This window comes from Alishewanella jeotgali KCTC 22429, assembly GCF_000245735.1.
GTDB lineage: Bacteria > Pseudomonadota > Gammaproteobacteria > Enterobacterales > Alteromonadaceae > Alishewanella > Alishewanella jeotgali.
Genome location: NZ_AHTH01000005.1, coordinates 184,344 through 206,908, shown reverse-complemented (window position 1 = coordinate 206,908; position 22,565 = coordinate 184,344). Strand labels below are relative to the sequence as shown.

The window sequence follows — 22,565 nt, the reverse complement described above, 5'->3', positions numbered from 1 at the left end:
AAGCTGGAATTAATTACATGTTTGAACTAGAAAAATCGAAGATAGCTATTATTGGTTTGGGTTATGTTGGTTTACCCTTGGCTGTGGAGTTTGGCAAACATTACCCTACGATCGGTTTTGATATAAATGCAAACCGAATTAAAGAATTAAGCGAGGGAGTGGATCATACACTTGAGGTTAGCAGTGAAGAATTGAATACCGCAACTCTGCTTTCATACACCAATGATTTATCCCAATTAAGCACAGCTAACGTTTACATTGTTACTGTACCAACTCCAATTGACGAGCATCGACAGCCGGACCTTACTCCTTTAATCAAAGCTTCAGAAACATTAGGTAAGGTTATTAAAGCTGGAGATGTTGTCATTTATGAATCTACTGTTTACCCCGGTGCGACAGAAGAGGATTGCATTCCCGTCATTGAACGTGTTTCAGGATTAAAGTTTAATGTAGATTTTTTTGCCGGTTACAGCCCTGAAAGGATCAATCCTGGTGATAAGGAGCATCGGGTTACGACAATTAAAAAGGTCACTTCTGGCTCAACGCCACAAGTGGCCGATTTTGTCGATAATTTATACCGTAGCATCGTAACAGCTGGAACATACAAGGCAAGTTCGATAAAGGTAGCCGAAGCAGCAAAGGTAATTGAAAATACACAACGTGATTTGAATATTGCCTTAATCAATGAGTTAGCAGTTATTTTTAATAAGTTAGGTATCGATACCGAAGAGGTATTACTTGCGGCCGGTACTAAGTGGAACTTTCTTCCTTTCCGCCCAGGCTTGGTTGGCGGGCACTGTATTGGGGTGGATCCTTATTATTTAACCCACAAAGCGCAGGCGGCTGGATACAACCCAGAAGTGATATTAGCTGGACGACGTATTAACGATCGTATGGGAGAATATGTGGTAAGCCAGCTTGTAAAAGCCATGCTTAAAAAACGAATACATGTAAATGGCGCCCGAGTTTTAATTATGGGTTTAACTTTTAAAGAAAACTGCCCAGATATTCGCAATACCAAAGTAATGGACATACTAACGGAATTGAAGGAATACGGTGTTCGGGCAGATGTTTTCGATCCTTGGGTTGACGTATCAGAAGCGCAACACGAATACGGCATTACACCAATAGAACAGCCGGTGCATGGCAATTATGACGCCGTTGTTCTCGCTGTTGGACACAACGAATTCAAAGCAATGGGCGCAATAGGTATTAGAAAGTTCTGTCGTCCTGATAGTGTGATTTATGATTTAAAATATATTTTGGAAAAGAATCTGGTTGATATCCGCTTTTAATATTAAGAGGTCGTAGTAATGAAGAATTTCGCATTAATCGGTGCTGCAGGTTATATCGCGCCACGTCATATGAAAGCTATCAGAGAAACCGGCAATAATCTGGTCGCGGCTTTAGATAAAAATGACTCAGTAGGAATAATAGATAGCCATTTTCCAGATGCCGACTTTTTTACGGAGTTCGAACGTTTTGACCGGCATGTGGATAAGTTGCGGCGTCAAGGTGATGGTAAGCAAATAGATTACGTTGCCATTTGCTCACCAAATTACCTGCATGATTCACATATGAGGTTTGCACTTCGAGCAGGAGCTGACGCAATTTGCGAAAAACCATTGGTGTTAAATCCATGGAATATTGACGGTTTGCAGGAGATTGAACGTGAAACAGGCAGACGGGTTAATACGATTCTGCAATTACGTTTGCACCCCGCTATTATCGCCCTAAAAGCTAAAGTTGCAGCCAGTCCTGCTGATAAAAAGTTTGATGTTGATCTTACCTATATCACCTCACGTGGTCATTGGTATTTACAGTCATGGAAAGGTGACGATAAAAAGTCCGGTGGTATTTCTACTAATATAGGTGTGCATTTCTACGATATGTTGCATTTTGTCTTTGGTAAACTGCAAGACAATAAAGTACATTATAACTCACCAACCAAGGCTGCTGGCTATTTGGAATATGAAAAAGCCCGGGTGCGTTGGTTCCTCTCAGTTGATGTTAACGACATTCCTGCAGATGTAAGGGCTGCTGGTCAGCGTACCTATCGCGCTATTACTGCAGATGGCGAGTCTATTGAATTCTCCGATGGTTTTACTGATTTACATACTGTTAGCTACCGCGAAATTTTAGCCGGTCGAGGCTTTGGATTAGAAGAGAATAGAGTTGCAATAGAAACCGTTGCACACATTCGTAGTGCTGCGATTAGCCCGTTGACTGGTGATTATCACCCCTTTGTAGCAAAGCTGGTTTAGTCATATGAGTAACTACCAAGTACACCCAAGTGCTATTGTCGATGAAGGCGCTATTATTGGTGAAGGTTCGCGCGTATGGCATTTTGTGCATGTTTGCGGCGGCGCCCGTATTGGTAAAGGCGTATCACTTGGCCAAAATGTGTTTGTTGGCAACAAAGTGACAATTGGCGATAAATGTAAAATTCAAAATAATGTTTCGGTTTATGACAACGTACACTTAGAAGAGGGAGTGTTTTGCGGCCCTAGTATGGTATTTACCAACGTCTATAACCCTCGGTCCTTAATAGAGCGTAAGAACGAATATCGCGATACCTTAGTAAAAAGGGGCGCTACGCTAGGTGCAAATTGCACTATCGTATGTGGTGTCACTATAGGCGAGTTTGCTTTTGTTGGCGCTGGTGCTGTGATTAACAAAGATGTACCGGCTTATGCACTCATGGTAGGTGTACCGGCTAAGCAGTTAGGTTGGATGAGTGAATATGGCGAGCGCTTAAACTTACCAGTTAATGGTGAGGGTGAGGCAGTATGTGAACATACAGGAGCCCGCTATGTTCTGAATAATAATTCTTTGAGCAAGGTTAGTTAATATGCAGTTCATTGATCTGGCCGCGCAGTACCAGCACTTAAAACAGCGTATCGATAAGCGAATTCAATCAGTACTAGATCACGGCAACTATATAATGGGGCCCGAAGTCGAAGAGCTCGAGTTAAAACTGGCCGAATATGTTGGCGTTAAACATTGTATTACCTGTGCGAACGGTACCGATGCCCTGCAGTTGGCAATGATGGTATTGGAAATTAAACCGGGTGATGTTGTATTTTGCCCTACCTTTACCTTTTTTGCCACAGCGGAAGTTGTGGCTTATGCAGGAGCCACGCCGGTATTTGTAGATTCAGACGAACGCACATTTAATATATGTCCGCAGGACTTAGAGCGCCGTATTCAACAAGTTATTGCTGAGGGTAAATTAACCCCCAAAGCTATAATTGTAGTAGATTTGTTTGGCTTGCCAGCGAACTATCCGCAGCTGGAGGTTATTGCTAATAAATACGGTTTAAAGCTAATTGAAGACGCCGCCCAGGGTTTTGGTGGCGAAATTAATGGAAAACGCGCCGGAAGCTTTGGCGATATCGCAACGACAAGTTTTTTTCCTGCGAAACCCCTGGGATGCTATGGCGATGGCGGGGCAATCTTTACTAATAATGATGAATATGCTGCCTTATTTAGATCTTATCGGGTTCATGGTAAAGGCAAAGATAAGTATGACAATGTTAGAATTGGCATAAATAGTCGCTTAGACACAATACAAGCAGCGGTATTACTAGAAAAGTTAGCAGTATTTCCTGATGAGCTGGTTAGTAGAAATAACGCAGCTAATACTTATTCTGATGCGCTTAGTACAAGCTATCAAGTCCCTTTTGTTCCCGATGGTTATTTAAGTTCGTGGGCTCAGTATACTTTAGTTAGTGAAAACCGTGACGGTCTTATTGATTTGCTGAAGAAGAGTAATATTCCAGCAATGGTCTACTACGGTACCTGTATGCATCAACAAACTGCATTTAAATCATTAGGCTATACAGACAGTGATTTTCCGGTTGCATCGAGTTTATGCAAGAAGGTATTTAGTTTACCTATGCATGGATATCTCAACTTCGAAACATTAAGTAATATACTTAACACGCTAAAGTAGTCTTTAACTTGTTTATTCGTAACATTTTCAAACTTGTCAGTGGCACAGCGGTGGCACAAGTACTACCGCTTGCTGTTTTACCGTTTATGACTATGAAACTGGGTGCAGATAGTTTCGGTGTCTACACTCTTTTCTATACCACATTAATGATGTTGGGGGCGCTAACATCGCTGAGATTCGAATATGCAATAAATGCGGCTCGGAATGCAAGAGAAGAGCGGCAATTAGTTGCTATATCGTTGGTGTTAAATTTAGTTAATTTTATTATTCTATCCGGCGCCACGGTATTTCTCTTTTATTTTGATGTTTTATCGTGGTATTGGCTTATGCTTCCACTTGCTGTAGTAGGTATGGGTGTCAATCAGGTATTCTATATGCACGCCAATTACAGTGGTCTCTTTACATTGATGTCTGGGAGTAAACTAGCAAACAGCGCAGTTTGTGCATGTGTTCAGATTGTTCTAGTTTTCTACTTGGACATAGAAGCGGGTGCTTACATTGGCTTAGTTGTCGGGTTCTGGTTTTCAAACGTTATCTTGTTTAAATCAATAGAGCGGAAACAACTAAATAGATCTATGTTTAGCAAAGTCGCTCTATCTGTAACTTTTAGGAGAAATATTAACTACCTTAAGTTTGTATTCCCCGGAACTTTTGTGAACTATATATCTTCAAATTGTCCGATTTACTTGATCGGTTTTTTCTATGGAGCATCGTTTTCTGGTTATTATGGGCTCGCAACGAGGCTCGCCGGAATGCCCACTGCTTTAATTGGAAGAGCGATTGGCGAGGTTTATAGAGCTCGAGCGTTAGATGAGTATAAAAGGCTAAATAATTTTAAAGACTCTTTTGTTAAAGTTAGCTTATTCAGTGCTTCAACTGGGATATTAGGTTTCTTATTATTTTATCTATTATCTGAGTGGTTGATAGTTTTGCTTTTTGGTGAGGCTTGGCTTGAAACATCAATTTACATTAAAATTTTAATGCCGATGTTTTTCCTTCAATATTTGACTTCGCCAGTTTCTTATTCAATGATGATATCAGGTAGGCAGGCTCAGGAGTTTAATTGGCAATTATTCAGGTTTTTTTTCCTGCTAGCAGTTTTAGCTGGTGCCTTTTTATATTCTAATAGTCCTTTGTTAAGCGTTGTTGCAACGTCATTCTCACTGAGTGTAAGTTTTATAATCTATTATTTTTATTGTTTCAGGGCTTCTTTAGGTGGTAAAGCATGAAACTTACAAAGAATAGAGTGATATTTATTGCGTTTACCTGTTTGTTTACATTATCTCTCTATTATGCCTATGCTTCTGTAGCTGCAACTAGTTTTAAATATTTTGGCTATGGTGATGGAAGTCCAACTTTCTTTCATATTTTCTCTATCGTTTTTTTTATTCTGGTTCCAACACTGCTTATTCCTGTTTCAAATCCAAGGCCAAGTGTTTATGTTGTGACAATAATTTTTTATGTTGTTTATATTCCGACTCTTGTCATATTAAATGATGTCGGTTTAGCTTATAATGTAGAGGATTTTGTTCTTTCTTTAGTTCTATTTGTCTGTTTCTCTATCAATGCCTTGTTCACAAGGTTGCCGCTTTTCGATATAAGAAAAATATCCATTCTTGGTATTCCGACAATTTCAATTGTCTATGCTCTTGCTGTTCCTCTATCTATTCTAATTTTTTATAAAGTCGGGTGGAATTTCTCTTTTGTTTCATTGTTGGATGTATATTCAAAGAGAGACGCAATAAAAGAAATGGGCTTGGGATCGTTCGGATATTTTATCTCTTGGATGGCCAATTTTTTTCTTCCTGTCATTATGGCGAGGGCGCTGGTTCTTGGTAATTGGAAAGTTGTTTTAGCGGTTGTTATGGGCTATTCGTTTTTGTATTTCACTATTGGCGCAAAGATTTATATATTCTCTCTTGGGTATTTTGTTTTAAGTTATGGATATTATAAAACCTTAAAGAACGGGAACTATTTTATCCCATTGGTTTTCTCAGTGCTTCTCTTGTTGCCTCTTTTAATGTTTGGCGAGTCGCTGAAAGAGCTCAAGTTCGTCTACGAGGGCGTGATTAGTCTAAGAGTTTTTCTTATTCAAGGCTTGTCTCTAGCCGTTTATAGTGATTTCTTTCTTGGAAACCAATATACATACTTCTCTCACATAACGGGCGTTAATTTATTCGTTGACTATCCTTATTCTGAGAGTATCCCAATGGTGTTGGATACAAAATATGGGCTTGGTACCTTTAACGCGCCCTATTATGCAAGTGATGGTTTCACATCTTTTGGTTATTTAGGGATGCTAATAATGGCGCCATTGTTTTCTGCATTCTTTTATTTTTTTGATCTTGTTTCTAGGAAGCATAACGAAAAATTTGTTTTGCTATCGATTTCTGTTTTTGTAGTTTCGTTGTCCAACGCTGCTTTGGCAACTTCTATGATAAGTTTTGGTGGTGTGCTTCTTGTTATTTATTTCATGTTCTCCGTAGATAAGCGTATGAGAATTAAAGAGGGTTGTAAGTGATAATTGTTTATGTGGTTGAAACATATACAGAAGGGCTTGGTTATATTGATAATTTACTTCCGGTAAGTATGGCAAAGCTGGGGTATGAGGTGCATATTATTACGTCCAGGCTCCCGATGTACTACCAAAACAAGACTGGGCACAGATTCGTTAGTGAAAGCTTTCCCCATTTACATACAGAGCATCGAAATGGGGTCTTTATTCATACTTTAGATCCCATTTTTATTGGTAGTAGAATTATACTTAGAGATTTCAAGAAGAAATTACTTCAACTCAATCCTAGTGTAGTGGTTGTAAGAGGTTTGGCTTCTCCTGTGTTAGGCCAAGTGATTTTATCTAAGTTTTTTTCAAATTTTAGAGTATTCACATCTACTGGAATGGCTTATTCTGCAGCTTCACCTGCGTTGAAGAAAGAGGGTTTGAATTTTACGAAAGCTTTTAATTTCGTAACCCGTAAAATGCCCGGCCGAATTTTAGCCAGTTTCGTTTCAAAATGCATTGGTTCAACCAACGATTGTGTTGATGCGGCAGTTGATTTTTATGGTGTGCCACGTAGTAAAACTGAGATGATTCCTTTAGGGGTAGACACCGACAAATATGTGCCTGTTACGAATGAACTGTTTGAAGCAGAGCGCGCTCAGATGCGAGCTATGCTTGGTTTTGCTGCAAATGATATTATTTGTATTTGGACCGGAAGAATTACCCCAACCAAAGGTATAGAGATTCTTGCGCAAGCAGTTGAGGAACTTAATGCCGAAGGTTTTGCTATTAAAGCCTTGTTCGTTGGAAGCGGTGACTATAGCAAAGTGCTTTCTAATTATACCCAATCGAAACTGATTGATTTTCAGCCGTGGGCTGATTTACCGAAGTATTATCGCATGTGCGATATAGCTGTATGGCCGAAATCTCTTACCACCAGCACCTTAGATGCTGCGGCTTGTGGCCTGCCTATTATTATGAGTGATAAGGAGCCAGCTACAGAGAGGTGGCAGGGAGCTGGGGCAAGCTACAAAGAGGCTGATGTTGAGGATTTAAAGCGTACTATTCTTAGTTTTTTAGATCATGACACTCGGGAACGACTTAAGTATATCGCTCATAGTAAAATGAAAGAAAATTATAGTTGGGATTTCATCGCTAAAAGATTTATTGATAGTTTCGAATCAGTTTGACCTCAGTTTAATCGTTGATTCTGTATGATTTGCTTTGGTTTTTAATTGTTTTAACGTTGAAATTGGATGTTCATAGTTTATAAGAGTTAGGGTTAAGTCTAATGTTTTCAGATAAAATTTTACTAATCACCGGCGGCACCGGCTCATTCGGTAATGCTGTCTTGCGTCGGTTTCTCGATACTGATATTGCAGAGATCCGTATTTTTAGCCGTGACGAAAAGAAACAGGATGATATGCGTAAAAAGTATAATCATCCGAAGTTAAAGTTTTATATCGGCGATGTACGTGATTATAACAGCGTACTCAATGCTACCCGTGGCGTAGACTTTATTTACCATGCCGCTGCTTTAAAGCAGGTGCCAAGCTGCGAGTTTTACCCTATGGAAGCGGTTAAAACCAATGTAGTGGGTACTGAGAACGTACTGGAAGCGGCAATTGTTAACGGTGTATCCCGTGTAGTGTGCTTAAGTACCGATAAAGCCGTGTATCCTATTAATGCCATGGGCATTTCTAAAGCCATGATGGAAAAGGTGATGGTAGCTAAAGCCCGTAACCTGGACCCGGCTAAAACCGTAATTTGTGGCACCCGCTATGGCAATGTTATGGCGTCGCGTGGCTCTGTTATTCCGTTATTTGTCGATCTGGTGCGTTCCGGCAAGCCCATTACCATTACCGATCCGAATATGACGCGCTTTATGATGACGCTGGAAGATGCAGTTGATCTGGTGTTGTATGCCTTTGAGCATGGCGACAATGGCGATATCTTCGTTCAAAAGGCGCCGGCAGCTACTATCGAAGTATTAACACAAGCCTTATTAGAGCTGATGCAAAAGCCTGAGCATCCGGTAAATGTTATTGGTACCCGCCATGGTGAAAAGTTGTTTGAAGCGCTATTAAGCCGTGAAGAACGTGCTTGTGCTATTGATATGGGTGAGTATTACCGCGTACCGCCAGATAACCGAGACTTAAACTACGGCAAGTTTTTCGATCAGGGCGATAAGCTGATTAACGAGTTGGAAGATTACAACTCGCATAATACCGAGCGGCTAGATGTAGACGGTATGAAGCAGTTACTGTTAAAGCTAGATTTTATTCAAGCCATTACCCGTGGTGAACTGGCAACTGCAGAGGATTAAACAATGAAGGTACTAGTTACAGGTGCGAACGGTTTTATCGGTAAGAACCTGATAATCAGCTTACAGCGTAACCCAGAAGTTGAAGTCATTAAGTTTACGCATGATATGTCACTGCAACAGCTACCTGAGTTGCTGGCGCGTGCAGACTTTGTTTTTCATCTGGCTGGGGTGAATCGCCCGCTAGATGAAAATGATTTTGCCGTGGGGAATGCCGATTTAACCGGTGCGCTTTGTCAGGCGATAAGAGCCAGTGGCCGCAAGATCCCTATTGTGTTGTCGTCGTCTATACAGGCCGAGCGCAATAATGCTTACGGTAAAAGTAAGCTAATGGCTGAAATGCACTTGCTTAATTTACATTTGGAAACAGGTAATAAAGTTTATATTTATCGTTTGCCTAATGTGTTTGGTAAGTGGTGCAAGCCAAATTACAACTCAGCCGTAGCCACCTTTTGCCATAACATTAGCCGTGGCTTACCCATTCAGGTGAATGACCCTTCTACCAAATTACAGTTAGTGCATATTGGGGCCGTGGTAACCTCGTTTTTAAAAATTTTACGCCAGCAACCGGAAGAGCAGCTATATGTCAACGTTGACCCTGTTTATCAGATCACCCTGGGTGAGTTAGTTGATCAGTTATATAAGTTCCGCGATAGCCGTGAAAGCTTGATCACCGAGCCGGTGGGTGAAGGGTTTACCCGTGTGCTGTATGCCACCTACATTAGCTATATTCCGCCAGATAAGTTTAACTATAGCCTAACCAAGCATGAAGATAAGCGTGGCTGCTTTGTAGAAATGCTAAAAACCCGCGATTCTGGCCAGTTCTCATTTTTTACCGCTCACCCTGGTGTAACGCGTGGCGGCCATTATCACCATGTAAAAACTGAAAAGTTTTTGGTAATTAAAGGCAAAGCCCGCTTCGGCTTCCGCCATATTATTACTGATGAAGTCATCGAAATTTTTACCAACGGCGACATGCCTGAAATTGTGGAAACCGTGCCGGGCTGGTCGCACGATATCACCAATATTGGCGACGATGAAATGGTGGTAATGCTGTGGGCGAATGAAAACTTTGACCGTGAACGCCCTGATACTGTTGCTTACAAGGTGTAATTAATGAACAAACTTAAAGTAATGACCGTAGTGGGCACCCGCCCGGAAATTATTCGGCTGTCACGGGTAATGGCCGCCCTGGATGCACATTGCGAGCATGTTATTGTGCACACCGGCCAGAACTACGATTTTGAGCTTAACCAGGTTTTCTTTGATGACTTGGGTGTACGCAAGCCCGATTACTTTTTAAATGCTGCGGGCAGCACGGGCGCTGAGACCATTGGTAATGTAATTATTGCCGTTGATAAAGTGCTGGCCGAAGTTAACCCGGATGCCATGCTGGTGCTTGGCGATACCAATAGCTGTATGGCTGTGATTCCTGCGAAACGTCGTAAGATCCCTACGTTTCATATGGAAGCGGGTAACCGCTGTTTTGATATGCGGGTGCCGGAAGAAATTAACCGCCGTATCGTCGACCATACCGCCGATATTAATCTTACCTATAGCAGTATTGCCCGCGACTATTTACTGGCCGAAGGCATTCCGCCAGACCGTGTTATTAAAACCGGCAGCCCGATGTTTGAAGTATTAAACCATTATATGCCGCAAGTTGATGGTTCTGATGTATTAAACCGGTTGGGGTTAACCGAGCGCGAGTTTTTTGTAATTAGCGCCCACCGTGAAGAAAACGTTGATTCGCCAAAGAACCTGCACAAATTGGCGTTAGTGTTAAATGGTTTGGGTGAAAAGTATGGCTACCCTGTTATCGTTTCAACGCATCCCCGTACCCGTAAACGTATTGAAGAGCAGGGCTTAAGTTTTCATCCACTGGTGCAGTTGTTAAAGCCACTGGGTTTTCACGACTACAACAAGCTGCAAAAATCGGCCAAGGCTGTCTTATCCGACAGCGGCACCATTAGCGAAGAGTCGTCGATTATGAACTTCCCGGCGCTAAACATTCGTGAAGCGCATGAGCGGCCAGAGGCCTTTGAAGAAGCCTCGGTAATGATGGTGGGGCTGGAAGTTGAGCGAGTGTTTCAGGCGCTGCAGGTACTGGAAAGCCAACCCAGCGGTAATGAGCGTTTGCTGCGGCCAGTATACGATTACAGTATGCCTAATGTCTCTGACAAGGTTGTCAGAATTGTACACAGTTACCGTGATTACGTTATGCGGGTGGTTTGGAAGCAGTATTAATGCGTATTCTGTTTATCAGCCAGCTGTTTGATCCTGAGTATTCGATTAAAGGTTTGGCCCTGATGCAACGCTTGGTTGCAGAAGGGCATCAGGTTGAGGTGCTGACCACCTTCCCAAACTATCCAACTGGCAAGGTGTTTGACGGCTATTCCGTTAAGTTCCGGCAAGTGGATGAGTGTGGCGGTGTTAGAGTTATTAGGCTTTGGTCACATATCTCGCACTCTAAATCGAAACTGTCCAGAGCCTGGTCTTACTTGTCTTTTACCCTGATGGCGCTATTTGCCGCATTGTTTAGCCAAAAACCCGATGTGGTATATACCTACCATCCGCAATCCACCACCGGTTTAATTGGCTTGCTGATGAAGTTATTCAGAGGGGTGCCATTTATCACAGATGTTCAGGATCTGTGGCCTGACGCTTTAACGGCTACCGGTATGCGTAAGGATGGCTTCCTGCTGCGGGTGATCAGTCGTTGGTGTGCTTTGGTTTATAAACATGCAGCGCAAGTCGTTGTGCTGTCTGAAGGTTTTAGGCAGGCACTTATCGATAGAGGTGTGCCAGCGCAAAAGATACACCTTGTCTATAATTGGTGTCCGGAAGAGCAACGTATCGCCACTGTTTTAGAGCAAAATGCCAATTCCAGCCAAGGAGATGGCGCGGCCCGTTTTGTCTATGCAGGCAATTTGGGATCGGCTCAGGCCTTAACTACTATGATAAAAGCACTCGGTAGTTTTGATAAGACTGAGCTCACCTTTACCTTGATTGGTGGTGGGGTAGAAAAAGAACAGCTCAAGCGCTTTGTTGCTGAAACAGGCTACGACAACATCTTTTTTGGTGACTATGTGCCGGCAGCACAGATCTTTGATGTTTTGGCTGCTGCCGATGTACTGGTGATCCATTTAAAAGATGACGACTTATTCAGGATAACTATCCCGTCGAAAACACAATCTAGTATGGCAATGGGTAAACCTATTTTGATGGCGGTTGGTGGTGAAGCCAACCAGTTGCTGGTTGAAGCCAAAGGAGGGGAGGTTGCAGAGCCGGAAGATCAGCTCTCGATCCAGCAAGCTGCAGCCAGGCTGTTAGCAACACGCCAAACTTGGCCTGAATTGGGTCATAATGCGCGAAGTTTTTATCAGCAGAGGTTATCAATGGATGTGAACTACCGAAAATTGCTTACAGTACTAGCCGGAGCCGCTAAATAGTATGATGATTCGTAAAGCGACCAGGGATGATCTGCAGCAAATTGTTGATGTACATCTTGCTGCTTTTGAAGGTTTTTTTCTTACCATGCTGGGTAAGCCTTTTTTAAGAAAAATGTATCAGGCTTTTTCCTCGGAACAATACGGTGTAATGCAAGTAGCGATTGATGATGAACAGAGGATAGTCGGTTTTGCGGCTGGCACTCTGGCTCCTGATCTGTATTTTCCTGCTTTGCGAAAGAAAATGTGGTTTGCATTTCTTATCGCAGCAATACCTGGGATCATCAAACATCCTATTAAGGTGCTGCGCAAGCTTTACTATGCCATGTTTTACAAGGGAGATAAGCCAGCGACCTTACAGCAAACAGCTTTACTTAGCAGTATTGCTGTACTGCCAACGATGGCGGGTAAGTCGGTAGGTAAGGCGCTACTGGCAGATTTTGAACAACAAATCGTGCTGGCTGGGGTTAACTGTTTGTACTTAACTACCGATAAACATGGCAATGATGCTGTGGTGGGTTTCTATACTAAGGCCGGTTATCAGATCGAGAGTGAGTTTACTCAGCCTGATGGTAGGCAGATGTTACGTTTAACAAAATCCTTTTAATTTTTGAGGCTATATGTCAGCAAATAATTTTTTGCCATTTGCATTGCCAGAGATTGGCGAAGAAGAAATTAATGAAGTGGCAAGTGCCCTGCGTTCTGGCTGGGTTACTACAGGACCAAAAACCAAGCAATTTGAAGCAGACTTTACTGCTTTTCTTGGTGACAGTTCGTTAGAGTCGATAGCCGTTAACTCGGCCACATCAGGATTGCACCTGGCATTGGAAGCGGTGGGTGTAGGCCCTGGTGATGAGGTAATAGTTCCTACTTATACTTTTACCGCTACTGCTGAAATTGTTCGTTATCTTGGCGCTACACCCATCATGGTTGATGTTGATGCCGAAACCTTCAATATGACCGCTGCCAGCTTTAAAGCAGCTATTACTAACAAAACGAAAGCGGTTGTCCCTGTGCATTTTGCGGGTTTAGCCTGTGATATGGATCCGATTATTGCTGTAGCCAAAGAGCATAATATTCGTGTTATTGAAGATGCGGCACATGCCTTACCAACAAAATACAAAGGTAAGTTAATTGGCACGTTAGACACTGATATTACGGTTTTCAGCTTTTATGCCAATAAAACCATGACAACGGGTGAGGGCGGCATGGTAGTAACCCGACATCCAGAACTGGCGAAGCGCTGTAAAGTAATGCGTTTACATGGTATCAGCCGTGATGCTTTTGATCGCTATGTTTCAACAAAACCAGCTTGGTTTTATGAGGTTATTGCCCCGGGTTTTAAATACAATATGCCGGATATCGCGGCTGCAATTGGCATTCATCAACTTAAGCGTTTGCCTGCATTTCAGGAAAAGCGCGAGCAGATGGCTCGTGTTTACTTTGAAGCCTTTAAAGATTTACCTTTGGAAATGCCGGCCGCGGCGACTGGCGCTGATGTGCATGCCTGGCATTTATTCCCGGTAAAAATAAAGCCGGAAGCGGGAATTGAACGCGCACGTTTTATTGAGAAAATGGCAGAGTTGGGGATAGGTTGTTCGGTGCATTTTATCCCATTGCACCTACACCCATACTGGCGTGATACCTATAACCTCACGCCAGAGATGTTCCCTGTTGCACAGCGAATTTTCGAACAGGAGGTGTCGTTACCCTTGTATACCAAGATGACTAGCGATGATCAGTTGCGGGTTATTGCTGCAGTAAAACAGGTACTGCTGAATGCTTAAGCGGTTGTTTGATGTATTATGCGCGGCTTTGGGGTTGGCCGCGCTGTTGCCTGTACTGGTGCTGATAGCTATTTGGATTAAACTTGATTCGCCAGGCCCGGTGTTTTTCCGGCAGGTGAGAGTGGGGCGTTTTGGTATCCCATTTCGCATTCACAAGTTTCGAACCATGCGTGTTAACGCTGAGCAGGCCGGCCGCTTAACGGTTGGGCGCGATAGCCGTATTACACGCTCCGGTCATTTGTTACGTAAAACCAAGCTTGATGAATTACCGCAGCTGATTGATGTTTTGATCGGTAAAATGAGCTTAGTTGGGCCTCGGCCAGAGGTTCAGGAGTTTATTGACTGTTACCCCGACGATATTAAAGCAAAGGTACTATCAGTCAGGCCGGGAATTACCGATCGTGCATCGATAGAAATGGTGGATGAGAATGAAATTCTGTCGAAGTATCCCGATCCCCGCCAAGCATACATTGATCATATTTTGCCGATAAAGCAGCGCTACTACGTTGAGTATGTTGATAATCATGGTGTGCTTACTGACATCAGGATCATTCTCGACACCATTTTGAAGATCATTAAAAGAAGTTAATAAACGGAGTTGAGTTTTTGAAACGCCAATATTTCGGTACCGATGGTGTACGTGGTAAAGTCGGTACCTTTCCGATGACGGCAGATTTTGCCATGAAGCTGGGTTGGGCCGCCGGTAAAGTGCTTGGCGCTGCCGGCACCAAGGAAGTGTTAATTGGTAAAGATACCCGTGCCAGTGGTTATATGTTGGAATCGGCCCTGGAAGCTGGTTTATCGGCTGCCGGTGTCAACATTGCGTTAGCCGGCCCTTTGCCTACGCCGGCGGTGGCCTATTTAACGTCTACCTTCCGCGCGGATGCCGGGGTAGTGATTAGTGCTTCGCATAATCCCTATTATGATAACGGCATTAAGTTCTTCTCCAACAGCGGTACCAAGTTAACCGACCAGCAAGAGGCCGAAATAGAAGCCTTGCTGGAACATGCTTTGCAATATGGTATTGATTACGCCAGTAGTGAAAAACTGGGTAAGGCGCGCCGTATTGATGATGCGCCTGGCCGTTATATTGAGTTTTGTAAAGGCACTTTCCCTAATAGCTTAACTCTGGCCGGCCTGAAAATTGTGGTAGATTGCGCCAATGGCGCTGCCTACAAAGTTGCGCCAGCAGTATTTCGTGAATTGGGCGCCGAGGTAGTAGCCATTCATGACAAGCCGGATGGTATTAATATCAATGCCCACTGTGGCGCTACCCACCTCGACAGCCTGGCCGCTGCTGTTGTAGCACAACAAGCACATTTAGGCTTGGCACTTGACGGTGATGCCGATCGCATTATGTTAGTTGACCATCATGGTGTGGTGGTCGATGGCGATGAAATTCTGTATATGCTGGCCAGCACGGCCAAACAGAATGGCTCCTTACAAGGTGGTGTAGTAGGCACCCAAATGGCCAACCTGGGATTGGAGCTGGCGTTAAAAGAATTGGATATTCCTTTTGTCAGGGCCAAAGTAGGTGACCGCTATGTGCTAGAGCAGCTAAAAGCTCATAATTGGGTTATTGGCGGCGAGAACTCTGGTCATATCTTATTGCTGGATAAAGTAAGCACCGGCGATGCCATCGTAGCTGCGTTACAGGTATTGGCTGCGATGCTGCTAAGCGGTAAACCACTGGCCGAATTTAAGCTGGGTATGCAAAAGCTGCCGCAAGTGCTGATTAACGTGCGGGTAGAAGGCGATGCCGCTGCGGTATTGCAGTCTGACGCTGTTAAACATGCAGTAACCGCTGCCGAGCAACAATTAGCCGATAGCGGCCGGGTGTTACTGCGTAAATCCGGTACCGAACCGCTTATTCGGGTAATGGTGGAAGCGGTAGATGCAGAGCTTTGCCACAAAATGGCTGAGATGATTGCGCAGGCTTGCCGGTGAGTGGGTTTTGAGTGGTTATTGTTGAGTGTTTAGCCTTTGCCTTTTGTTAATATCTTGTGTTGTTTTTTGGTGGTTTGATGCTATAGATATTTCGATGTGAATTGAGTTGGATCTTTTTTATGTCGAGTAATATCCAAAGCAAAGCTTTTGATTTTGCGGTACGGGTGGTTCGGCTTTATCAGTATCTTATAAAGCAACACAAAGAATTTGTGCTGTCTAAGCAATTGCTGAGAAGCGGTACCTCTATAGGTGCAAACATCAATGAGGCTCAAGCTGGTCAGTCAAGGGCTGATTTTGTCGCAAAAATGTGTATTGCGAGTAAGGAATCGAGAGAAGCCCGATATTGGTTAGAGTTACTTTGCTGTACAGGTTATTTAGATAAAAACCAACCGCAAGTCATTAGTTTAGTTAATCAAAGCGATGAGCTGATCAAGATCCTGACAGCCATAATAAAAACATCACAGCAAAAAACTAAGCACACAAAACTAACCACTAAAAACTAAGCACTCAAAACTAAAAGAGAGGTTCACGGATGACCAACTCAGCCCCTCAACCCACCATCATCCACCACGGCGCCGTAGACGGCGTTACCGGCTCTTGCCACGAATATCTGGTTGCACCCGATTATGGCATATTAATCGATTGCGGTTTATTTCAGGGCGATGAGCAGGGTAGTGGTAGTAAAACCGATCTTAATATCAATTTCCCTATAGCGCATATTCGCGCCCTTATTGTTACTCATGTCCATATCGATCATGTTGGGCGCATCCCGTATCTGCTGGCGGCCGGTTTTACTGGCCCTATTTTTTGCTCTGAAGCTTCTGCTCATTTGTTACCCCTGGTATTAGAAGACGCGCTTAAAGTTGGGGTAACCCGCGATGAGCAGCTTATTGCTGGCTTTTTAAGAACCATTGGCAGGCAATTGGTACCTTGTAAGTTTAATATCTGGCTGGACTTGCCCGTTGCACCAGATGGCCGCAAGTTGCAGTTTAGGTTACAAAAGGCCGGGCATATTTTAGGTTCGGCCTATGTCGAAATTAAACATAGAGTTGCCGCTAAACCATTTATTACGGTGTTTTCTGGTGATTTGGGCGCACCTTACTCGCCGCTACTGCCGGCACCTAAAGCCCCTTACGCCGCCGATGTGGTGGTAATTGAAAGCACCTATGGTGATCGTCTACATGAAAGCCGCCGCAGTCGTATCAAGCGCTTGGAGCAGGTTTTGCTACATTCGTTACAGGATAATGGCACTGTGCTGTTCCCGGCTTTTAGTATTGGCCGCACCCAGGAATTGTTGTACGAGCTGGAAAGCATAATTTATCGCTTGCGGGATAAAAAAATTCACCAGCATTTACGTTGGCACGAGCTTTCAGTCATCGTAGATTCACCTTTGGCCGCTAAATTTAATGTGGCGTATCAACAATTGGCTGCATGCTGGGATGACGAGGCGTTAAAACGTGTGCGCCAAGGCAGGCATCCGCTTAATTTTAGCCAGTTGTATACCATTGATAGCCATGCCGAGCATTTGGCGGCAGTAAAACTGCTGGCCAGCACCCGCAAGCCGGCAATTGTTATTGCTGCCAGTGGTATGTGCGAAGGCGGGCGCATCGTTAATTATTTAAACGCTATGCTAGGCGATGCGGTACATCAGGTGGTATTTGTAGGCTATCAGGCCAGGGGGACTCTGGGTGCGGCCATTCAGCAATATGGCCCGCGCGGTGGCTATGTTAATATAGCGGGCCAAAGAGTGGACATTAAAGCAGAAGTCATTACCTTAGGTGGCTATTCTGCTCATGCCGATCAGCGCGGCTTAGTCGCCTTTATTAAAGGTATGCGCCGCAGGCCACAGCAGGTTAGAATAGTGCATGGCGACACCGCGGCGAAGCAGGTGCTGCAACAGGCCCTGCTTGAGTATTGCGACGATGTGGTAATTGGGTAATGTTGAGTGTTGAGTGTTGAGTGTTGAGTGTTGAGTGTTGAGTGTTGAGTGTTGAGTGTTGAGTGTTGAGTGTTGAGTGTTGAGTGTTGAGTGTTGAGTGTTGAGTTTTGAGTTTTGAGTTTTGAGTTTTGAGTTTTGAGTTGTCTGTGGGGTAGAACTTTTAACTAAAAACTAAGCACTTAAAACTAAACACTTAAAACTAAGCACTAAAAACTAATCAAAAGGCTTGTTATGTCTGGTTTAAAAATCGCCGTTGCTGGTACTGGTTATGTTGGCTTGTCGAATGCGATGCTACTAGCGCAGCACAATCAAGTTGTGGCAGTGGATATTGTGGCCGAGAAGGTGGCGTTATTAAATGCTAAGAGGTCGCCGATAGAAGATAAAGAGATCAGTGAGTTTCTGGCTCGCCCCAACCTTAATTTTAGAGCCACTTTAGATCCGGCGGAGGCTTATGCGGATGCGCAGTTTGTAATTATTGCCACGCCAACCGACTATGATCCGGAAACCAATTACTTTAATACCCGCAGTGTTGAGGCCGTTATTCAAAGCGTTATGGCCATTAACCCTAATGCAGTGATGGTTATTAAATCTACCGTGCCGGTAGGTTACACCAATGCCGCCTGTGCGCAGTTCGCTACGGCGAATTTAATTTTTTCCCCGGAATTTTTACGTGAAGGCCGGGCGCTGTACGATAATCTTTATCCATCGCGTATTATTGTAGGTGAGCAAAGTGAGCGTGCCCGCCAGTTTGCTGCCTTATTGCAGCAGGGCGCGGTTAAGCAGGATATCCCAGTGCTGTTTACCGATAGCACCGAGGCCGAAGCCATTAAGCTATTTAGCAATACCTATCTGGCGCTGCGGGTGGCTTATTTTAACGAGTTAGACAGCTATGCCGAAAGTCATGGCCTGGACAGCCGGCAAATTATCGAGGGTGTAGGCTTAGATCCGCGTATAGGTAACCACTATAACAACCCGAGCTTTGGCTATGGTGGCTATTGTTTACCCAAAGATACTAAGCAGTTATTGGCGAACTATCGTAATGTTCCGAATAACATTATCCAGGCGATCGTAGAAGCCAACCGAACCCGTAAGGATTTTGTTGCCGAGTCTATCCTTAAGCGTCAACCGAAAATCGTTGGCATTTTTCGCCTGGTGATGAAAGCTGGATCGGATAACTTTCGGGCTTCGGCAATTCAGGGCATTATGAAGCGTATTAAAGCCAAAGGTGTGGAAGTGATAGTGTATGAGCCGGAGTTAAAGCAGTCGGAGTTTTTTAACAGCCGGGTGATCAACGACTTGGCCGAGTTTAAACAACTGGCCGATGTTATTGTGGCCAATCGCCGTAACCCTGCGCTGGCTGATGTGGAAGCTAAGGTTTATACCCGTGATTTGTTTGGGAATGATTAGGGTAGTTTTGAATGTTGAATGTTGAATGTTGAATGTTGAATGTTGAATGTTGAGTTGTGAGTTTTGAGTTTTGAGTTTTGAGTTTTGAGTGTTTAGTGCTTGGTTTGTTACAGAATTAAAGAATTGGAATCATTATGCAAAAGAGTGCTGTTCGTAAAGCGGTGATCCCGGTAGCGGGTTTGGGAACCCGGATGTTGCCTGCTACTAAAGCTATTCCGAAGGAAATGCTGCCGGTAGTGGATAAGCCGCTTATTCAGTATGTGGTACAAGAATGTATTGCTGCTGGCATTAAAGAAATAGTGTTGGTGACGCACTCGTCCAAGAACAGCATTGAAAACCACTTTGACAAAAGCTTCGAGCTGGAGTCGATGCTGGAAAAGCGGGTTAAGCGTCAGTTGCTGGATGAGGTGCAAAATATTTGCCCTAAAGATGTAACTATTATGCATGTGCGCCAGGGCCAGGCAAAGGGCTTGGGCCATGCCGTTTTGTGTGCCCGCCCTCTGGTTGGCGATGTACCCTTTGCTGTGGTACTACCCGATGTTTTGATTGATGGTTACGACAGTGATTTAACGCGGGATAACCTGGCACATATGGCCAGGTTGTTTGCTGAAACCGGTGTTAGCCAGGTAATGGTAGAGCCAGTGCCAATGGAAAGTGTGTCCAGCTATGGGGTAGCCGATGTGCAGGGGCATGAATTAACAGTTGGTGATTCGGTAAATATGACGGCCATTGTTGAAAAACCTCGCCAGGAAGAGGCGCCGTCAAACTTATCAGTGGTGGGTCGCTATGTATTTACCCCGGATATCTGGGAAGCTTTGGAATATACCCCGCTGGGTGCTGGTGACGAAATTCAGCTAACCGATGCTATTGCTATTTTAATGAAAGAGCAGCCGGTTAATGCTTACCATATTATTGGCCGCAGCCATGATTGCGGCAATAAACTGGGCTATATGCAAGCCTTTGTTGAGTTTGGTTTGCGCGATAAAAACCTGGGGCCGGCATTTAAGACTTGGTTGCGGGGGCACTTGGGGGAATCTTGAGTTTTGAGTTTTTAGTTGTGAGTGTTGAATGTTGAGTTGTGAGTGGTGCGCTGGCGGCTTTCTGCTGCATTTAGACTGCTTAACTGCTATACTCAGCAGCTTGATAGATGTAACTAGTGCTGGTAACTGAAACCAGCACGATGGAGTAAAAAATGCTTGCATGGTTGCTGGCGCTACCGCGTTCGGTTAAGCGCATAATTTCAGTAGTAATAGATACCGTATTTTTAACCTTGTCGTTGCTGCTGGCCTTTGTGCTTACTCAAAATGGAAACGTAAGCCAATTTCAAACAATGGTACTCGCTTTTGCAGTAACGTTGCCGCTTACCTTGCTGGTTTTCACTAAGTTAGGCCTATATCGCGCCGTAATTCGTTATATGGGACAGCATGCGCTTGGTGCTGTATTGTTCGGCATTATCGCCAGCGGCGTTATCTTAGCTCTGCTTTTTGCCGGTTTGGGCGTACAGGATAAAACTAATCTGGTTGTAGTGTATGCCTTGCTTGCACTAGTAAGCTCTGGTGGCATTCGATTGGGGGCTCGTTTAGTACTGCAACCAAGTAATAACAGCCATAAAACCCGGGTGTTGATTTATGGCGCTGGTTCGTCGGGTCGTCAGCTTGCTCAAGCGCTTATAAACGGCGAACAGTACCACCCGGTGATGTTTGTTGACGATGATACGACTTTGCAACGCTCTACCATTTTAGGTATCCCAGTTAGTGGCCCAGAAAATATTGCCAGTATAATTAAGCAGCGCAGTATTGGTCGTATTTTGCTTGCTATGCCTTCGGCCAGTCGTTCACGGCGCAGAGAAGTGTTAGATAAGCTTGAAGAGCTACCTATTCCGGTATTGTCTATTCCAGGGATGAGTGATCTGGTAAATGGCAGTATGCGAATTGACGAGTTACAGGATGTAAAAATTGAAGACCTACTGGGACGCGACCCGGTAGCCCCCAAGAAAAAGCTGCTGCATGCCAATATTAAAGGCAAGGTTGTTATGGTTACCGGTGCCGGTGGTTCTATTGGCTCCGAACTATGTCGGCAAATTGTAATGTGTGAACCTGTTACTTTGGTGTTGTTTGAGTTATCAGAATATTCGTTATATGCCATAGAGCGCGAACTTAAACAAACGATTGCCAACGAGGGATTAGACGTAAACCTGGTGCCGGTAATGGGCACTGTGCAGCGCCAGAGCCGCTTAGAAACGGTAATGCGTACCTTTGGCGTTCAAACGGTATACCATGCTGCCGCTTATAAGCATGTTCCGCTGGTGGAATACAATGTTGTCGAAGGGGTGCGCAATAATGTATTTGGCACCTGGTATACCGCCGAAGCGGCCATTAAAGCAGGGGTAGAAACCTTTGTACTTATTTCTACCGATAAAGCGGTGCGCCCTACCAATGTAATGGGTGCTTCGAAACGCTTGGCAGAACTGGTATTGCAGGGTCTGGCACAGCACCAGAGTCAAACCCGCTTTTGTATGGTGCGTTTTGGTAATGTTTTGGGCTCGTCTGGCTCTGTGGTGCCCTTGTTCCGAGAGCAAATTCGCAAAGGCGGCCCGGTAACGGTAACTCATAAAGATATTATCCGTTATTTTATGACCATACCCGAAGCCTCGCAGCTGGTAATTCAAGCCGGTGCTATGGGTAAAGGCGGCGATGTGTTTGTATTAGATATGGGCGAGCCGGTTCGTATAGCCGACTTAGCCCGCCGCATGATCCACTTAATGGGCCTGGAAGTACGCGATGCAGAGCACCCCAATGGCGATATTGAAATTCAATTTAGCGGTTTACGGCCGGGCGAAAAGCTGTATGAAGAGCTGCTGGTAGGTAATAATGTTCGTAAAACTGACCATAGCCGTATTATGGCTGCAGACGAGCTTTGTTTAACCTGGCCGGAGATGCTGCATCTGTTAGAGCGTTTGGATACCGCATGTGAGCGTTTTGCTGTCGAGGAAATCATTGAGCTTATCCGCAGTGCGCCCACGGAGTTCAATTACAGCAACGCAACCAGTGATTTGGTGGTAAACGCCTCCTGTGCAGTGGTTACTAAAGAACAGGTAGCTAAAGTAGCGACTATCTCAACTGCTGCAAATACCGCATCAGTGACTGAATTAGGTGTGGTGAATTCCAGCACTTCTCAGCAGATAGCGTGAACATTTGGTTACATGGGCGAGTTTGGTTGCCAATTACACTGTTTTAAGTTATTGTTACGCCAGTTTGG

20 protein-coding genes are annotated in these 22,565 nt (G+C 44.3%); all 20 read left to right on the top strand.

Annotation, left to right across the window (positions count from 1 at the left end):
* Window positions 1-17 precede the first annotated feature (17 nt).
* The 20 genes from tviB (at window position 18) to AJE_RS02405 (ending at window position 22,497) form a co-directional block, all read left to right on the top strand.
* The gene (gene tviB / locus AJE_RS02500) at window positions 18-1,295 is read left to right on the top strand and encodes a Vi polysaccharide biosynthesis UDP-N-acetylglucosamine C-6 dehydrogenase TviB (protein WP_008949513.1); all 1,278 of its coding nucleotides are present in this window, start codon (window positions 18-20) and stop codon (window positions 1,293-1,295) included.
* An 18-nt stretch (window positions 1,296-1,313) separates the two neighbouring features.
* Window positions 1,314-2,264 (top strand): Gfo/Idh/MocA family oxidoreductase, encoded by a 951-nt coding sequence (locus AJE_RS02495; protein WP_008949512.1) that lies wholly within the window; start codon window positions 1,314-1,316, stop codon window positions 2,262-2,264.
* A gap of 4 nt (window positions 2,265-2,268) precedes the next feature.
* On the top strand, window positions 2,269-2,850 hold the full coding sequence (wbpD, locus tag AJE_RS02490; RefSeq protein WP_008949511.1) for a UDP-2-acetamido-3-amino-2,3-dideoxy-D-glucuronate N-acetyltransferase: 582 nt from the start codon (window positions 2,269-2,271) through the stop codon (window positions 2,848-2,850).
* Window position 2,851: 1 nt separating this feature from the next.
* Window positions 2,852-3,955, top strand: a complete 1,104-nt coding sequence (locus AJE_RS02485; protein ID WP_008949510.1) for a DegT/DnrJ/EryC1/StrS family aminotransferase — start codon at window positions 2,852-2,854, stop codon at window positions 3,953-3,955.
* A gap of 8 nt (window positions 3,956-3,963) precedes the next feature.
* Window positions 3,964-5,184 (top strand): lipopolysaccharide biosynthesis protein, encoded by a 1,221-nt coding sequence (locus tag AJE_RS02480; RefSeq protein ID WP_008949509.1) that lies wholly within the window; start codon window positions 3,964-3,966, stop codon window positions 5,182-5,184.
* The gene (locus AJE_RS02475; protein ID WP_008949508.1) at window positions 5,181-6,476 is read left to right on the top strand and encodes a hypothetical protein; all 1,296 of its coding nucleotides are present in this window, start codon (window positions 5,181-5,183) and stop codon (window positions 6,474-6,476) included. The genes AJE_RS02480 and AJE_RS02475 overlap by 4 nt, the downstream gene beginning before the upstream one ends.
* Window positions 6,473-7,645, top strand: coding sequence for a glycosyltransferase family 4 protein (locus AJE_RS17915; RefSeq protein ID WP_008949507.1), 1,173 nt, complete (start codon window positions 6,473-6,475; stop codon window positions 7,643-7,645). Before AJE_RS02475 ends, AJE_RS17915 begins: the two co-directional genes overlap by 4 nt.
* Window positions 7,646-7,746: 101 nt before the next feature.
* The gene (locus tag AJE_RS02465) at window positions 7,747-8,781 is read left to right on the top strand and encodes a polysaccharide biosynthesis protein (protein WP_008949506.1); all 1,035 of its coding nucleotides are present in this window, start codon (window positions 7,747-7,749) and stop codon (window positions 8,779-8,781) included.
* Between the two features lie 3 nt (window positions 8,782-8,784).
* Complete coding sequence (gene wbjC / locus AJE_RS02460) at window positions 8,785-9,891, top strand: UDP-2-acetamido-2,6-beta-L-arabino-hexul-4-ose reductase (protein ID WP_008949505.1); 1,107 nt, start codon at window positions 8,785-8,787, stop codon at window positions 9,889-9,891.
* A gap of 3 nt (window positions 9,892-9,894) precedes the next feature.
* Window positions 9,895-11,025, top strand: coding sequence for a non-hydrolyzing UDP-N-acetylglucosamine 2-epimerase (gene wecB / locus AJE_RS02455; RefSeq protein ID WP_008949504.1), 1,131 nt, complete (start codon window positions 9,895-9,897; stop codon window positions 11,023-11,025).
* Window positions 11,025-12,230, top strand: coding sequence for a glycosyltransferase family 4 protein (locus AJE_RS02450; RefSeq protein WP_008949503.1), 1,206 nt, complete (start codon window positions 11,025-11,027; stop codon window positions 12,228-12,230). Before wecB ends, AJE_RS02450 begins: the two co-directional genes overlap by 1 nt.
* 1 nt (window position 12,231) lies before the next feature.
* A complete protein-coding gene (locus tag AJE_RS02445) occupies window positions 12,232-12,834 on the top strand; it encodes a GNAT family N-acetyltransferase (RefSeq protein ID WP_008949502.1) in 603 nt (200 codons plus the stop codon).
* Window positions 12,835-12,847: 13 nt separating this feature from the next.
* Window positions 12,848-14,014 (top strand): DegT/DnrJ/EryC1/StrS family aminotransferase, encoded by a 1,167-nt coding sequence (locus tag AJE_RS02440; RefSeq protein ID WP_008949501.1) that lies wholly within the window; start codon window positions 12,848-12,850, stop codon window positions 14,012-14,014.
* A 4-nt stretch (window positions 14,015-14,018) separates the two neighbouring features.
* The gene (locus tag AJE_RS02435; RefSeq protein ID WP_272941528.1) at window positions 14,019-14,603 is read left to right on the top strand and encodes a sugar transferase; all 585 of its coding nucleotides are present in this window, start codon (window positions 14,019-14,021) and stop codon (window positions 14,601-14,603) included.
* Between the two features lie 17 nt (window positions 14,604-14,620).
* Entirely contained in the window at window positions 14,621-15,961 is a 1,341-nt protein-coding gene (gene glmM / locus AJE_RS02430) for a phosphoglucosamine mutase (RefSeq protein ID WP_008949499.1), read from the top strand.
* Between the two features lie 119 nt (window positions 15,962-16,080).
* Entirely contained in the window at window positions 16,081-16,464 is a 384-nt protein-coding gene (locus AJE_RS02425) for a four helix bundle protein (protein WP_008949498.1), read from the top strand.
* 29 nt (window positions 16,465-16,493) lie between these two features.
* Window positions 16,494-17,900, top strand: coding sequence for an MBL fold metallo-hydrolase RNA specificity domain-containing protein (locus AJE_RS02420; protein ID WP_008949497.1), 1,407 nt, complete (start codon window positions 16,494-16,496; stop codon window positions 17,898-17,900).
* 231 nt (window positions 17,901-18,131) lie between these two features.
* Window positions 18,132-19,307 (top strand): nucleotide sugar dehydrogenase, encoded by a 1,176-nt coding sequence (locus AJE_RS02415; RefSeq protein ID WP_008949496.1) that lies wholly within the window; start codon window positions 18,132-18,134, stop codon window positions 19,305-19,307.
* A 134-nt stretch (window positions 19,308-19,441) separates the two neighbouring features.
* A complete protein-coding gene (galU, locus tag AJE_RS02410; RefSeq protein ID WP_008949495.1) occupies window positions 19,442-20,347 on the top strand; it encodes a UTP--glucose-1-phosphate uridylyltransferase GalU in 906 nt (301 codons plus the stop codon).
* Window positions 20,348-20,499: 152 nt separating this feature from the next.
* Window positions 20,500-22,497 (top strand): polysaccharide biosynthesis protein, encoded by a 1,998-nt coding sequence (locus tag AJE_RS02405; protein WP_008949494.1) that lies wholly within the window; start codon window positions 20,500-20,502, stop codon window positions 22,495-22,497.
* The last annotated feature ends 68 nt before the right edge of the window (window positions 22,498-22,565 follow it).